Origin of the sequence: Pseudomonas brassicacearum subsp. brassicacearum (assembly GCF_008801605.1) — a bacterium.
Lineage (GTDB): Bacteria > Pseudomonadota > Gammaproteobacteria > Pseudomonadales > Pseudomonadaceae > Aquipseudomonas > Aquipseudomonas brassicacearum.
On the sequence record NZ_VZPJ01000001.1, the window covers coordinates 689,639 to 703,680 of the forward strand.

11 protein-coding genes and 3 pseudogenes are annotated in these 14,042 nt (G+C 56.2%); 5 read left to right on the forward strand and 9 right to left on the reverse strand.

Translation table 11 applies throughout. The features are described 5' to 3' along the window. Positions 1 to 166: 166 nt before the first annotated feature. Positions 167 to 1,051, reverse strand: coding sequence for a LysR family transcriptional regulator (locus F7R20_RS02980; RefSeq protein WP_039011333.1), 885 nt, complete (start codon positions 1,049 to 1,051; stop codon positions 167 to 169). 176 nt (positions 1,052 to 1,227) lie between these two features. On the opposite strand from F7R20_RS02980, the gene F7R20_RS02985 reads away from it, so the two are divergent. Both F7R20_RS02985 and F7R20_RS02990 read left to right on the forward strand, forming a co-directional pair. Next, positions 1,228 to 1,617 carry a DUF2946 domain-containing protein gene (locus F7R20_RS02985; protein ID WP_080766460.1) on the forward strand — a complete coding sequence of 130 codons (390 nt, stop codon included), beginning with the start codon at positions 1,228 to 1,230 and terminating at the stop codon, positions 1,615 to 1,617. Positions 1,618 to 1,804: 187 nt separating this feature from the next. Then, positions 1,805 to 3,808 (forward strand): TonB-dependent receptor, encoded by a 2,004-nt coding sequence (locus F7R20_RS02990; RefSeq protein WP_039011331.1) that lies wholly within the window; start codon positions 1,805 to 1,807, stop codon positions 3,806 to 3,808. 35 nt (positions 3,809 to 3,843) lie between these two features. Here F7R20_RS02990 and F7R20_RS02995 read toward each other — a convergent pair whose 3' ends face one another. Further along, positions 3,844 to 4,854: a GlxA family transcriptional regulator gene (locus F7R20_RS02995; RefSeq protein ID WP_081352498.1), complete on the reverse strand. Its 1,011-nt coding sequence runs from the start codon at positions 4,852 to 4,854 to the stop codon at positions 3,844 to 3,846. Positions 4,855 to 5,091: 237 nt separating this feature from the next. Between F7R20_RS02995 and F7R20_RS03000 the strand changes: the two genes are divergently transcribed. The 3 genes and pseudogenes from F7R20_RS03000 to F7R20_RS03010 form a co-directional block, all read left to right on the forward strand. After that, on the forward strand, positions 5,092 to 5,982 hold the full coding sequence (locus F7R20_RS03000) for an MBL fold metallo-hydrolase (protein WP_039012782.1): 891 nt from the start codon (positions 5,092 to 5,094) through the stop codon (positions 5,980 to 5,982). Positions 5,983 to 6,073: 91 nt separating this feature from the next. Then, positions 6,074 to 6,616 (forward strand): cysteine hydrolase family protein, encoded by a 543-nt coding sequence (locus F7R20_RS03005; RefSeq protein ID WP_039011326.1) that lies wholly within the window; start codon positions 6,074 to 6,076, stop codon positions 6,614 to 6,616. Positions 6,617 to 6,938: 322 nt separating this feature from the next. Further along, a pseudogene (locus tag F7R20_RS03010) lies at positions 6,939 to 7,189 on the forward strand (3-hydroxyacyl-CoA dehydrogenase family protein); the annotation flags it as partial. A gap of 165 nt (positions 7,190 to 7,354) precedes the next feature. Here the strand turns inward: F7R20_RS03010 and ccmI are convergent. From ccmI to F7R20_RS32240, 7 genes and pseudogenes are all read right to left on the reverse strand, one after another. Next, a pseudogene (ccmI, locus tag F7R20_RS03015) lies at positions 7,355 to 8,345 on the reverse strand (c-type cytochrome biogenesis protein CcmI). Positions 8,346 to 8,403: 58 nt separating this feature from the next. Then, entirely contained in the window at positions 8,404 to 10,392 is a 1,989-nt protein-coding gene (locus F7R20_RS03020; protein WP_081352497.1) for a heme lyase CcmF/NrfE family subunit, read from the reverse strand. A gap of 3 nt (positions 10,393 to 10,395) precedes the next feature. After that, entirely contained in the window at positions 10,396 to 10,851 is a 456-nt protein-coding gene (ccmE, locus tag F7R20_RS03025; RefSeq protein WP_081352496.1) for a cytochrome c maturation protein CcmE, read from the reverse strand. Then, entirely contained in the window at positions 10,848 to 11,024 is a 177-nt protein-coding gene (ccmD, locus tag F7R20_RS03030; protein ID WP_003199159.1) for a heme exporter protein CcmD, read from the reverse strand. Before ccmD ends, ccmE begins: the two co-directional genes overlap by 4 nt. Further along, entirely contained in the window at positions 11,021 to 11,776 is a 756-nt protein-coding gene (locus tag F7R20_RS03035) for a heme ABC transporter permease (RefSeq protein ID WP_081352495.1), read from the reverse strand. Before F7R20_RS03035 ends, ccmD begins: the two co-directional genes overlap by 4 nt. A 165-nt stretch (positions 11,777 to 11,941) precedes the next feature. After that, positions 11,942 to 12,721, reverse strand: coding sequence for a methyl-accepting chemotaxis protein (locus F7R20_RS32235; RefSeq protein WP_394351187.1), 780 nt, complete (start codon positions 12,719 to 12,721; stop codon positions 11,942 to 11,944). Positions 12,722 to 12,871: 150 nt separating this feature from the next. Further along, positions 12,872 to 14,005: pseudogene (locus F7R20_RS32240) on the reverse strand (PDC sensor domain-containing protein); the annotation flags it as partial. Positions 14,006 to 14,042: the final 37 nt, after the last annotated feature.

A 14,042-nucleotide genomic window follows, 5' to 3' on the forward strand; every position in this document is an offset into this window, starting at 1 on the left:
TTGTGCCGACGGTTCACATCCCACAATCAGTCGGCTCATCAGCGGCATGTCTACGGCAGGTCCAGTGATCATGGTGCCCTCAAGAACTCACTTGTACGAGGACCACGATAAGAGGTCGGACTCCAAAATAAAAACGTTTTAAACTTCAGCAATCAACAAGTATTTCTCATGGTTTATCGTGCAAAACATGCGCTTTCACCGCGTTCGCCAGGGCTGCCGCCAGTCGCCCAAGCGGACGATCTTCGCGCTCCAGCAATACCACGCGCCTGGTTTTTTGAGGGATGCCGAAAGGCCCAACGGCCAGTGTTTTCAAGCTTGCGACTTGATGTCCAGAGAGCGGAATGATGGATACGCCCAGCCCGCTTGAGACCATCTGGATAATCGCATCCTGGCTATCCAGTTCCATGCTGGTCTGCACGCGCAGCCGCATAGCGCGAAGCTCTCGCTCAATGGTACGACCTGCCCAGGCGCGACGATCAAATCGAATGAACGGCTGGCTTTTGAGTAGAAGCTTCAAGTCCTCATGCGCATGAGACACCGGCGCGATGATCCAGAACCCTTCCTCGTAAAGTACCGTGCTTGCCAGGCCATAAGGGTGTGGCTTCACCGGCTCCGTGGTGATCGCAACGTCAAGCTCGCCCGCCTCCACGCGCGTGGCCAACTCAGCGGACATTCCCGACGCAACAGTGATGCGAAGGTGAGGATGCTCAGCACGCATTGCCGACAACGCGAGGGGCAAGACGCTCGCCAGCGCTGTATGAATGGCACCGATTCTGAGCCTGCCGCGCAACTCAGTGTCGCCTCCAATCTCGGAGGAGATCCCGTCGTATAAGGCTAGAATTTCTCGCGCGCGCTCAACGGCAATATGGCCTGCATCCGTCAGCACCGGCAACCGTCGTGAGCGGTCAAACAGGCGTGTATTGAAATCCTCCTCCAAAGACCGAACATGAAGGCTGACAGCTGATTGGGTGAGATGCACCGCGTCCGCTGCTCTGACGAAAGAACCGTGTTGGGCAATGGCAAGCAGTGTTCGAAGTGCGCGTAGAGACATAGCCATCATCCAACAAGTTGATGAGCGAGTTTACCAGTTGGTGCAGGCGTCTTGTTTGGACGCAGACATCTCCCCTGCGATCCAATATGACCTGTGGCGAAATAGCGCACCCAGGAAAAATTTACTTCACTCTATAAAGCGGGCTAAATAGCCGCCCCTTCGCGGCGATTTCAGTTATGAGTTCGTTGAAACACATCCGTCCCTGGATTGCATGCCTGGCCGTCTTGCTGAACATGTTCGCCATGCCGCTGAGCCGTGCGATGCAGACGCCAGACGTGAACCTGATGCTTTGGGGCGGGTTCTGTTCGGGCGGGAACTCGAGTGCCGTTCCTAAAGATCTTGGCAAGGTGATTGATGCCTTGCAGTCACCCCAATCGAAACCTGTCATGCAACACGGCGACTGCTGCTGTGGGCATGCAGGATTGGCAGCATTACCCTCTGACTACTATCGCCATTTCCTACCGCAATACACACCCGATACCGCCCTCGAAAATTCTGAACTACCGACGCTGCATCCAAGGATTCGTTGGCCCAGTCTAAGTCCACGCGCCTCTCCTTTCGCCTGATCACAACACCGCTTAAAACCTGCGGTGCTGCCCTCTTTAAATTCTTTTAGCGACCTGCGACGGACGCTGAACGCCCTAAAAGTTTCTTGATCATCAGGAAGTGCGTGCTATGCCTGCTTCAACTACTTTGCGCCCAGCAAAGGCCTTGTCTGTGTCTCGTCCCCTATGGCCCCTGTTTTCAATAGGCATGCTGGCGTTGAGCCCGCTGTCAGTGGCATTAGCTGAAGCCAGCAAGATCGAAAATTCAACCCTGACCCTGGGTGCGGTCAGCATTCAGGGCTCGGCAAGCGACCCTTTAAGCACAAGTGGTGTACTTAGCTCAGTTGATATTCTGGGTGCTGACATCCTTGAAAAGATGCCGGTCAACTACAGTTGGGAGCTGTTCAGCCGCGCACCAGGGGTGATGCTGACTGAGTTCAACCAAGGCACAACCTCGGGCAAAATCTCGTTCCGAGGCTTCAACGGCGAAGGCGAAGTGAATGCGGTCAAATTGCTGATCGACGGCATCCCGAGCAACAGCAATGACGGCAACATGCCGTACATGGACATGATTTTTCCCATGGAATTGGACGCCATCGAGGTGGTGCGTGGCACCAGCGATGCGCGTTATGGCCTGAACAACATTGCTGGCAACGTCAATATGATCACCCGCACCGGTGGTGATTACACCAAAGCGCGACTGCGGTATGGCAGCTTCAATACTCAGGAAACACAACTCGCCAAAGGCATCGAAGGTAGCAACTGGACGCAGAACTATTTCTTCGCTTATCAGAAAGCCGATGGCTACCGCAAACACGCCGAGGCCGACAAATTTTCGATGTCGGGCAAATGGTTCTACACGCCGGATGATGACAGCTACCGTATCGGCCTTATTGCTCGTCACTACGAAACAGAGGCTCAGGAGCCAGGTTATCTAGCTGAAGAAGATGCACGTCATCATCCGGAAATGACCAACAGCTTCAACGCTACTGACAAGGGTACGCGTCGTATGAACCAGGTCAGTCTGCATTTCGATACAGACTTGGCTGATACCCTCGCCTGGTCAGCGAAGGCCTACGTCAACACCTTCGATGACAGGCGCTGGACGCAATACTGGAGTACAAGTGCTCAGCAGGAACGCGACGCCTACGAGACGCAATATGGCGCACTCACCTCCCTGACCTGGCGACCTGAAGTCAGCTGGCTCTACGATTTCGCCCTCGAAGGTGGTGCAGACGTACAGCAGCAGCAAAACAAAAGTGAGCGATATCGCACCAGAGACCGCTCACGTCTAGCTACCACCCGCGACCAGCAGTTCGACTTCGACACCTACGGCGCTTACATCCAGGCCGAAATCAAACCTTTCGAATCACTTAAGATCGTACCGGCGTATCGGGTCGACAAGATCCAGGGCGACTTCACTAACGAAATGACCGGCACAGACTACGACATCAACGACTACGGGCTGATCAAGCAGCCAAAGTTCAGCGTTGTCTATTCTCCGTGGGACGTTGCCAGCTTCTATGCGAACTGGGGGCGTACCTTTCAAGTGGGCACCGGGGCGGCGGCTTACAAGATTCCACCCAGAGATACTGACCTAGCCCCTTCGATCAACGAGGGCTGGGAAACAGGCATAAAGTTCACCCCGGCTGACTGGGTGGATGGACGCGTCGCCTATTGGCAGCAAGAGGCCTCGGGGGAAGTCAGTCGCCGGCTGAACGACCCCAGTGGCGAGTCAGACAACGTCGGTGAAACTCGGCGGTGGGGTTATGACTTGCAGATGAACCTGCACCCGAACGATCGTACCGAAATATGGATGGCGTACTCCTGGCAGTATTCGAAAATCCTCCAGCCGAGCGCCACTCTGCCTAATAGCAAAGGTCAGGAAATCGACCATATCCCACATCACCTGTACAACGCCGGCATCAGCTATGACGCGACACCTGCATTACAGCTGACTGCCTGGATGAACGGTCAGACTAACTACTACCTTGAACGGGAAAACACGAAGGGAACTTATGGCGGCTACGTGCTGATGAACCTTGGCGCAACCTACAAGGTAACGCGGTCAGTGAGCGTCGATCTGCAACTGAAGAACCTCACAAACCGATATTACGAATACGTCTGGTACGACCCGGACGGTGCTCAGGCATCCCTGCACTCGCCAGGTGATGGTCGCGCGTTTTATACCGGAGTGACCGTGGATTTCTAGGGGCGATAATGACTGAAGCTTTTCGGTTTCAGTCATTAGCTAGACAGTTCGGCAGTGTGCTCACTGTCGCTCGTCTTTCGGACCGGGCTCATTTCACGAAAAAACATTCGCCTGTACTCAGAAGGCGAGGCGCCGAGCTGAGCGCCAAATTGTTGCCTCAAGGATAAGGGGGTGCCAAACCCTGCTTCACCCGCCACACACTCAATGGGCAGGTCAGTCGTTTCCAACAGTTCCTGCGCCCTGACAACGCGCTGGGCATTCAACCATTTAGAGACGGTGCTGCCGGTAGCCTCCCTGAAGCGCCGAGTGAAAGTGCGCCGACTCATCTTCGCCATGTCTGCCAACACGTCGAGCGTCAGATCATTGGAGAGATTCATCCGAGCCCACTCCAGTACATCAGACAAATGCGTCTCTCTAGATAGATGCGGCACAGGATATTCTATGTATTGAGCTTGCCCCCCCTGCCTATGTGGCGGAGTGACCAGCATCTTCGCGGTGCGATTCGCGGCCTCCGCTCCAAGTCGTTCGCGTACCAAATGAAGGCAACAATCGATTGCCGCCACGGTTCCTGCTGACGTCACGATATTCTCAGCGCTGACATAGAGCACCTCTGGCCTGAAACGAACATTTGGGAAACGTCGCGCAAACTCGTCTCGGGCGGTCCAATGAGTGGTTGCTTCCTTGCCATCAAGTAGCCCGGCATCTCCGAGCACAAATGCGCCTAGACACAACCCAACGATGAGCTTTCCTTCGGAATTGGCGAGTTGAAGCGCTGCCACCAGTTCGGTAGATGCAAAAACCGATTGATCCCCCCACGCCGGGATGATGATCAGGTCAGATGCCGCCATCAATTCCAGGCCCTGAGTGACCTCTAAACCGAGGCCTTGATCGCTTGCCACCATTCCCGGCGTCTCTGCGCAGTATTTGATCTCGTAATGAGGTTCGCCAGGCGCGGACTGAGTTGCCCCCAACACCATCCCGGGTACAGAAAGATGGAACAGGCTTACGCCATCAAAAGCCAAGACAGCAACACGTATGGAATGCATCAGGTAGCCTCGGTTTGGCCCAATGGGCTTGTCGTTACGCTCGCAGGTATCTGGGCGCGCGCCCTCGGTTAAATGCTTGGCAGAGGCTGAATTGAGCTGTCGCCTCCCCCTCTTTCCGTTCTGGAAACGAAAAACTGATTGGCCCGATTATATCGAAATATGTCATTCAGGCCACTGTCAGTCTTGAAAGCATTCAGCAAGAATGAAGCCTTGAGGTACCAACTGGAGACTGAATTCATGAGTTTTAAAACGCTTCGCTTTGCACTAAGCATGGCTTGCGCAGCCGCGACCACGTCGGCATTCGCGGGCACAAATGCCCCAACGGCACCTGACGCGTCCCCTAAAATGGATCTACAGCAAGTTCGTAACGCGACGTCCAAAATCACCTACGGTGAAACGACATTCCTGATCGATCCGATGCTCGCCAAAAAGGGCGCTTACCCAGGATTTGAAAATACCTACCGCAGTAACCTTCGAAATCCATTGGTTGATCTGACCGAGTCACCTTCTGAGGTTATCGCCGGCGTCGACGCAGTGATCGTCACTCACACGCACCTTGATCACTGGGACGACGCCGCGCAAAAAGCCCTACCTAAAGACATCCCTTTATTCACTCAACATGAGGACGATGCGAAGCTGATTCGTTCACAAGGCTTCAAGAATGTGCGCGTCCTGGAAGGCGACGCTGAATTCGGCGGCGTCAGAATTACGAAAACCGGTGGTCAACATGGCACAGATGAAATGTATGCCGTGCCAGCCCTGGCAAAGCCGTTAGGTGAAGCCATGGGGGTGGTCTTTCAAGCGCCAGGCTACAAGACCCTTTACCTTGCCGGTGACACGGTCTGGCGTAAAGAGGTAGACCAGACCATTGAGAAGTATCACCCCGAAGTGATCGTACTGAATGCAGGCAAGGCAATGATGACCGGATATGAGGGGTCGATCATCATGGGTGAGGAAGATGTTCTACGCGCCGCTCAGGCTGCGAAATACGCGAAGATCGTCGCCGTACACATGGATGCAATCAATCACATGTCCCTGACTCGTGAAGAACTGCGCACCTATGTCAAAAAGCACGGTATTGAGAACCGTGTAGCGATTCCGGAAGACGGCGCTTCACTGGAGTTCTGATTTATTGGGCCGCCATTGACGCTGATTGACTCACGCAAACAGCTCGGCCCAAGAAACATCATCACGTTGTTCATTTGACTGGAGATCGTTCATGAACCGAGGTCTTGTAGTAGTTGATCTACAAAACGAATACCTGCCCACTGGCAAATTGCCTCTAACCGACATCGAACACGCTGCCGCAAATGCGCTGCGGGTTATCACCCACGCGCGGGATGCAGGTATTCCAATTTTTCACGTACGGCATGAATCAGTCGAAGGCGCTCCAATTTTTGCTAAAGGAACCGCCGGTGCGAAAATTCAATCCGCTGTTGCTCCTGTCGGTGACGAACCTGTCATCGTCAAGAAGCACATTAACGCCTTCCGGGAAACTGATCTCAAGCAGCAATTGGATGCCCTTGATATTCAAGAAATCGTGGTCATCGGTGCGATGAGCCACATGTGCATCGACGCGGTGGTCCGTGCAGCAGTGGACATGGGCTATGCAGTTACTGTGCTGCATGATGCCTGCGCCACGCTGGATCTCACGTTTGGCGGGGTAAGTGTTCCTGCCGCTCAAGCGCATGCAACGATAATGGCAGCGTTTGAGTTCGGCTATGCCACCGTCAAACCGGTAGACGAATATCTATCGGCCTAGCGGGTGTCGACTTGACTCTGGGGCCCCTTCGGGGCCCTGGCTTTCAACATCATGCACAAACAATCTGATGGCGCCGGCGTCGTACCAAGCATCCATCGTCTCAGATTGAATGGGGTATTACCCATTCACCTTGGTTGTGCGCTAGCTGATTATGCTAATTTTTTAAACAAGCCTGATTTGCAGCGCACGATAAGCTGGATACCGGCAGGCCTCGAGAAAATAACCGTTTCTTGAACCGCCTCGCTCAGCTTACGCAGCCAAGGCCGAACAACAGTCATGCGGTCGACATGTGCATTCGCGACAAGCCTCAACAATCCCGCCAATATTTATATTTCAGGAGGGTCGCACCAGCGCCGAAGACATGGACGCGGGTATGCGCTTGGGCTGTAACCAGCCGATTGGCCCGCTGGCATTGGCGGACCTGATCGGCCTGGACACTGTGCTGGCCATCCTTGAGACTTTGTGTGAAGGCTTCAACCACAGTAAATACCGGCCTGCTCCGTTGCTAAAAGAAATGGTCGCTGCTGGCTATCTAGGACGCAAACAGGACCTGGTTTTCACCTTTACACATGAGCATTATCAGCGGCTAAAACCAAATCTATGCGCCAGTTCAGAGGAAGATCATTGCTCAAACTCAATGAAAAGCTATTAGATGGTTGAAGTCGTGAGGCCAGACGTGACGAGGAGTCGAGACAGGAGTGCCTCGTTTCTTTCCAAGTGTTCATACGCTCATCCCGCCTATTGCCGTTCCGACGTGTCAATAGTCAGCTTTTGCAACCTGCCAGTGCCGCTTTGCAACGGTGCACTAAGGCCGATCCACTCACCCACGATCGGCTGGCCGGCTCGGGATACGCGCGCCATCAAATGGACTTCGGGGAAGTTCGATGGTTTCAACTGCGGCCGCCACTGGCTTGCAGCTTCTCGGTGGCCCGGGTGATGCCGCCCTGCAGCGCCTCACGGGATTTTTCACCTTCCGGCAGCTGCGCGAGAAGACGCCTCCAGTAGTCGATCGCCTCCTGATAGCGCTCGCCTTCAAACGCGACGATGCCCAACAGGCCGAGGCTGGTGACCTCCTTGGGATCGAGCTTGAGCGCTTCGTCAGTCAAGGCCTGGACCTTATCCGACCATTTCTTGCCATCGGCAAAATACTGCGCCTGGGCCCACTGGCTCAACAGCTCCGGCTGACGGCCCGCGACCGCCACGGTTCGCTCGAAAATCCTTGCCGCGTCCGCGGGCGATCCTCGGCCATATAGGTCCGACCTAGGAAATATAGGCCCTTGGCAGAATCCGGTTTTGCCGTGACCGCGCGCTCCAGACGCAAGGTCATTTCTTCCATGGACTGTGGCGCCTGGGCAAACTCGCGGGTCAATTCGACTTTGTCGCTGGCGCCGAAATGCAGGTACAGCGCCAGGCCCAACACCGGCACCAATACGGCGGCGAGCAACGGCAACGGTTTGCCTGGCCGGGATTCGCGCGGCGCATCGGCGCCCTTGGTGTCGGCGAGCAGTTCACGAGCGGCTTCGGCGCGACCGGTGTCCAGTTGCGCGGCGTTCAGCACGCCCTTCTCTCGCTCGGCCTGTAGTTCGGCCACTCGCTCCTGATACAGAGCCACGTTGAGCGCGGTACGGTCTTCTTCCAATTGGGCGCGACGGCCACGCAACAGGGGGTTCAACAGGAAACTCAAGGCAACTAGGAGAAGCAGACCTGCGGCGAGCCAGAAATTAATCATGCATGGTTTTATCCAAGAGCAGATCGAGATGCTGGCTGCAATACCATCAACCAACGTTTCATGCAGTGGCTCCCGTCACGCCCAGGGCTTCACGCACCCGGGTTCTCACCTTGACTCGATAACGCCGATCCAGCGCCGCCAGCACCCCGCCCAGGCCGGTGAGCAAGCCACCGAACCAGATCCAGCGCACGAACGGCTTGACATGAACGCGCACCGCCCACGCGCCGTCGCCCAGGGACTCGCCCAGGGCCACGTAGAGATCGCGAGTGAACCCGGCATCGATCCCGGCTTCGGTCATGACCGAGTTCTGCACGGTGTAGAGGCGTTTTTCCGGGTGCAGCACGGTGATTTCCTGGCCGTTGCGAATGACCCGCACAGTGCCTTTGTCAGAGGTGAAGTTCGGCCCTTCGAAATGCTTGGCGCCTTCGAACACGAATTGATAACCCCCCAGGTCCATCGACTCCCCCGGCGCCAGGCGCAGGTCGCGCTCGGCACTGTTCTGGCTGGACAGCACCACGCCCAAGGCGCAGACGGCGATACCCAGGTGGGCGATCTGCATGCCCCAATAACTGCGGGTCAGGGATGGCAGGCCTTTGATCAGGCCTTTGTGGCGGGTCTTGTCGAAGATGTCCCGGACACCGGCCAGCAACACCCAGGCCGCCAGCACAAACGTCGCCAGCACCGCCCAGTTGAAGTCGCCATAGGCCACGCCGGCCACCACGGCCAGGGCGGCCGTGCCCAGCAACACCGGGGTCAACATGCCCAGTAGCCACTTGACCGGGGTGTCTTTCCAGCGCACCAGCATACCGATGGCCATCACCACCATCAGGATCGCCATCAGCGGGATGAACAACGCGTTGAAGTACGGCGGCCCCACCGACAGCTTGGCGCCGGACAGTGCATCGAGCACCAGCGGGTACAACGTCCCCAGCAGGATCATCGAAGCCGCCACCACCAGCACCAGGTTGTTGCCCAGCAACAGGGTTTCCCGCGACCAGAGGTTGAAGCCGACCTGGCTCTTGACCACCGGCGCCCGCAGGGCGAACAGTGTCAGCGAACCGCCAACGACGAACAGCAGGAACATCAGGATGAACACACCGCGCTCAGGGTCCGAGGCAAAGGCATGCACCGACGTCAGCACGCCGGAACGCACCAGGAACGTGCCCAACAGGCTCAACGAGAACGCCGCGATGGCCAGCAGCACGGTCCAGCTCTTGAACACACCGCGCTTTTCCGTGACGGCGAGGGAGTGAATCAGCGCAGTACCCACCAGCCAAGGCATGAAGGATGCGTTTTCCACCGGATCCCAGAACCACCAGCCGCCCCAGCCCAGTTCGTAGTAGGCCCACCAGGAGCCCAACGTGATACCGACACCGAGGAAGGCCCAGGCGACGATGGTCCACGGGCGCGACCAGCGTGCCCAGGCGGCATCGAGACGCCCGCCGAGCAACGCGGCGATGGCGAAGGCGAAGGCCACGGAAAAACCGACGTAGCCCATGTAGAGCATCGGCGGGTGAACGATCAGGCCGATGTCTTGCAGCAATGGATTGAGGTCGCGGCCATCCATCGGCATCTGCGGCAGGATGCGCTCGAACGGGTTGGACGTGACGATCAGGAACAGCAGGAAACCGGTGCTGATCATGCCCATGATCGCCAGTACGCGGGCGAGCATCACGCGTGGCAATTGCCGGGAGAACACCGAGACGGCGAAGGTCCAGCCCGCGAGAATCAATGCCCACAACAACAGCGACCCTTCGTGGGCGCCCCACACCGCGCTGAACTTGTAATACCAGGGCAAGGCGCTGTTGGAGTTGCTGGCGACGTACTCCACGGAAAAATCGTCAGCCATGAACGCGTAGGTCAGGCAACCGAAGGCGAACAGCATGAACGTGAACTGCCCCCATGCCGCCGGCTGTGCCAGGCTCATCCACAACCGGTCGCCACGCCAGGCGCCGAGCAAGGGCACCACGGCCTGGACCAGGGAGAAACACAGGGCCAGGATCATCGCCAGGTGGCCCAACTCGGGAATAAAGATACCAGCCGTCATCGGTCAGCCCTCCTTCACAGGCGCGGGTGCCGACTGGCCGCTGTCTTTCAGGGCCTTGGTCACTTCCGGCGGCATGTATTTCTCATCGTGCTTGGCCAGCACTTCATCGGCGACCACTACGCCGTCAGCGTTGAGCTTGCCCAGGGCGACGATGCCCTGCCCTTCGCGGAACAGGTCCGGGAGAATGCCGCGATAGGCGATGGTCACGGTCTTGTTAAAATCGGTGACATTGAATTTCACGTCCAGCGAATCCCCGGAACGCACCAGCGAGCCCTGCTCCACCATGCCGCCGGCGCGGATGCGTGTGTCTTTCGGCGCTTCGCCATTGGCGATCTGGGTCGGGGTGTAGAACAGGTTGATGTTCTGCTGCAAGGCGCTGAGAGCCAGGCCGACCGCGGCACCGACACCCACCAGGATCGCCAGAATGATGACAAGACGTTTTTTGCGCAGCGGATTCACTGACCGTTCTCCCGGCGCAGACGACGCGCCTCTTGTTGCAGATACCGCTTGCGGGCCAGGATCGGCACCGCCACGTTGAGGGCCAGCACCACCAGGCAAATGCCATAGGCTGACCAGACATACAGGCCATGATGGCCCATGGCGAGGAAATCGCCGAATGAAGCGAAACTCATCGAGCGGCCTCCAGGCTGTTCTGTACTTCGGCCTTCACCCAACTGGCCCGGGACTCGCGCTTGAGCACTTCCAGGCGCATGCGCAGCAACAGCACCGCGCCAAAGAAACAGTAGAAGCCCAGTACCGTCAGCAACAGCGGCAGCCACATTTCGACGGGCATCGCCGGTTTTTCGGTCAGGGTGAAGGTCGCGCCCTGGTGCAGGGTGTTCCACCACTCCACCGAGTACTTGATGATCGGGATGTTGATCACGCCGACAATCGCCAGCACCGCGCAGGCCTTGGCCGCGCTGTCACGATTGCTGATGGCGTTGCCCAGCGCAATAAGACCGAAGTACAGGAACAGCAGGATCAGCATCGACGTCAGCCGCGCATCCCAGACCCACCACGAACCCCAGGTCGGCTTGCCCCAGATGGCCCCGGTGACCAGCGCCACGGCGGTCATCCAGGCGCCGATGGGGGCGGCACATTGCAGGGCGACGTCGGCCAGTTTCATCTTCCACACCAGCCCGACCACACCGCACACCGCCAGCATCACATAGATGGACTGGGCCAGCAGGGCCGTGGGCACGTGGATATAAATGATGCGAAAGCTGTTGCCCTGCTGGTAGTCCGGCGGGGCGAAGGCCAGGCCCCACACCACGCCAGAACCCATCAATAGCAGCGCGAAGAGGCTCAACCAGGGGAGCAGTTTGCCGCTGATGCCGTAGAACCACTTGGGTGAGCCGAGCTTATGAAACCAGGTCCAGTTCATTGCTGTTTTCATATCTACTGGATACGCCTCGCATAGACATCGTCGAAGAATCCCGACGGCTACCTCATCGAGTTGATTGCTATCTCCTCTGGATACTCGCTGATGCCGCTGGCGCTCAGACATAAGCAAGCCAAACCGAGCCTAAGTGAAAAAAAGAGTCAAAAATCACCGACTATCGGAGGTCCCTGAAATCACCACGAACTGATCCATTAGTGCCTGTTGATGGTTTGCAAGGCCGTTCAGGGTGTTACTGATTTTGGCGGACTCCTGTGCCTGAGTAGAAAGCGACTCGGTAACATCGCGAATCGTAGCGACGTTTCGGTTAATTTCTTCAACTACAGCGCTTTGCTCCTCAGCAGCGCTAGCTATTTGTAAATTCATGTTAGTTATGATGGACACTGCGTCACCAATGCGCCGCAAAGCGACCACTGCCAATGCCACCTGTCCGACGCTGATTTGAGCCTTGCTATAGCTGCTATCCATAGAGCTGACAACATCCTTGGTACGCTTCTGCAGTCCCTCAATCACTAAGCGAACTTCTTGAACAGAGCTCTGAGTGCGTCGGGCCAAGTTTCGTACCTCATCTGCGACTACTGCAAAACCCCGTCCCGCATCGCCAGCTCGCGCCGCCTCAATGGCGGCATTTAGTGCGAGCAGATTGGTTTGTTCGGCTATGGCACGGATCACATCCAGCACTGAGCTGATCTGATCGCTCCGGCTAGTCAAATCTCGTATTTCTTCCATAGACACACTCATCTCGTTTGCCAAATGCTCGATGGCAGTTGTCGTATTACTTATAACGTCGAGGCCCTCGAGGGTGGCCAAGTCGGCTCCTTGAGCTGCATCGGCAGCTTGGGCAGCACTGTGCGCAACCTCATGGGCAGACGCGGTCATTTCTTGCGACGCGATCGCAACCTGATCCACCTCTTTATATTGCTGCTGCATACCCAAGCTGGTTTGATTAGCAATGATGGTGGACTGATCAGCGGTATTGCGAGTTTCTTGCACCGAGCGTTTTACTTCGCTGATCACAGGTTGAAGTTTATCTAGGAAGCGATTGAACCACCCCACCAGTTCGCCTAGTTCATCCTGACGCGTATAAACCAGACGGCGTGTAAGGTCTCCTTCGCCGACAGCAATGTCCTTGAGCAACGCAGCTACACGTGAGATCGGCCGGGTCACACCCAAAGCCGTTAGCCAAACCAATATCAAGCCGATAGTTGCTGCAGCGACGCCGAGCGACAATTCCAACAATGCACGTTTTTCATTGCGGCTATCTAAGTCTTGCTGCAACGACAAGGCCGGGGCCAGAAGAGACGACATAGGAACATCGAGCAATAAAGCCCAAGGCTCACTATTCGGAATGGGCACCATTGGCGCAACCAACCGTAAATTATCCTGAGCCTGCTGCTCTCGAGCTATCCCAAGACGCTGCGACTCCAATAGGGCGTTGGCGTCATCCGGATAAGCCCTCGCTAGATTTTGGCCGAGTAGGCTCGCATCACTACTGTGTGCAGCGAGCAGACCAGCGGAGCTAACAATGCTAACGGAACCCAAACCGTGATACAGATCTTGGCTGCCAGCAGCAGCGAGTTGTTGAAGGTTATCTAGGCTAATGTCCATACCGACAACCGCTAGGATCTTACCATCCTCTATTACAGGAAAAGCCAAGGTTGTGATTAGCATCCGTTGGCCTGAACTCTCATCGAAATATGGATTGAGAAGGCAAGGCTTAAGATTTTTCTTTGGACAATTAAACCAAGTATTAAAAGGAGAACCATCTAGCATAGGCGTGGTATCTGAAATTAACGCTTCAGATGCGACTTGAACACTCATTTTACCTGCTCGCTGTACCCAATAGGGAGCGAAGCGACCAGTCTCGTTACTGCCTAGCTCACCGCGATTGGTGAAGTGATCGTCGCTGGCATCGATAGCGTTTGACTCGAACACTACATAAAGACTAAGCAGCTGAGGGTTGGCCTCCAGTGTCTGCTTAACTTGATGATAGAGATTTTCTCGCAGGGTCTGCGCACTCAGTCGCAGGGTCTGCGCCTGGCGCCGCTGCTGCAGGACTTGTCGAGAGAAAACTAAGCCTTCCTGATAAGAAGACATCAAATAGCCTTTGAGCATAAGAGCTTGTACTTCAGCTTCTTTTTTCATGCGCTCCCGGGCTGCAGCTTCTAGCATTTGTGCCACGCTAGCCTTTACTAGTGATGTGTCTGCGCTCATCCGATAAAGCGCATGCCCCACTAATAAAGCAACGACC

Excerpts from the sequence above, each read along its gene's own strand:
- F7R20_RS02980 (WP_039011333.1), bottom strand. The coding sequence starts at position 1,051 with ATGTCTCTACGCGCACTTCGAACACTGCTTGCCATTGCCCAACACGGT.
- F7R20_RS02985 (WP_080766460.1), top strand. The coding sequence starts at position 1,228 with ATGAGTTCGTTGAAACACATCCGTCCCTGGATTGCATGCCTGGCCGTC.
- F7R20_RS02990 (WP_039011331.1), top strand. The coding sequence starts at position 1,805 with ATGCTGGCGTTGAGCCCGCTGTCAGTGGCATTAGCTGAAGCCAGCAAG.
- F7R20_RS02995 (WP_081352498.1), bottom strand. The coding sequence starts at position 4,854 with ATGCATTCCATACGTGTTGCTGTCTTGGCTTTTGATGGCGTAAGCCTG.
- F7R20_RS03000 (WP_039012782.1), top strand. The coding sequence starts at position 5,092 with ATGAGTTTTAAAACGCTTCGCTTTGCACTAAGCATGGCTTGCGCAGCC.
- F7R20_RS03005 (WP_039011326.1), top strand. The coding sequence starts at position 6,074 with ATGAACCGAGGTCTTGTAGTAGTTGATCTACAAAACGAATACCTGCCC.
- F7R20_RS03020 (WP_081352497.1), bottom strand. The coding sequence starts at position 10,392 with ATGACGGCTGGTATCTTTATTCCCGAGTTGGGCCACCTGGCGATGATC.
- ccmD (WP_003199159.1), bottom strand. The coding sequence starts at position 11,024 with ATGAGTTTCGCTTCATTCGGCGATTTCCTCGCCATGGGCCATCATGGC.
- F7R20_RS03035 (WP_081352495.1), bottom strand. The coding sequence starts at position 11,776 with ATGAACTGGACCTGGTTTCATAAGCTCGGCTCACCCAAGTGGTTCTAC.
- F7R20_RS32235 (WP_394351187.1), bottom strand. The coding sequence starts at position 12,721 with ATGCAGCAGCAATATAAAGAGGTGGATCAGGTTGCGATCGCGTCGCAA.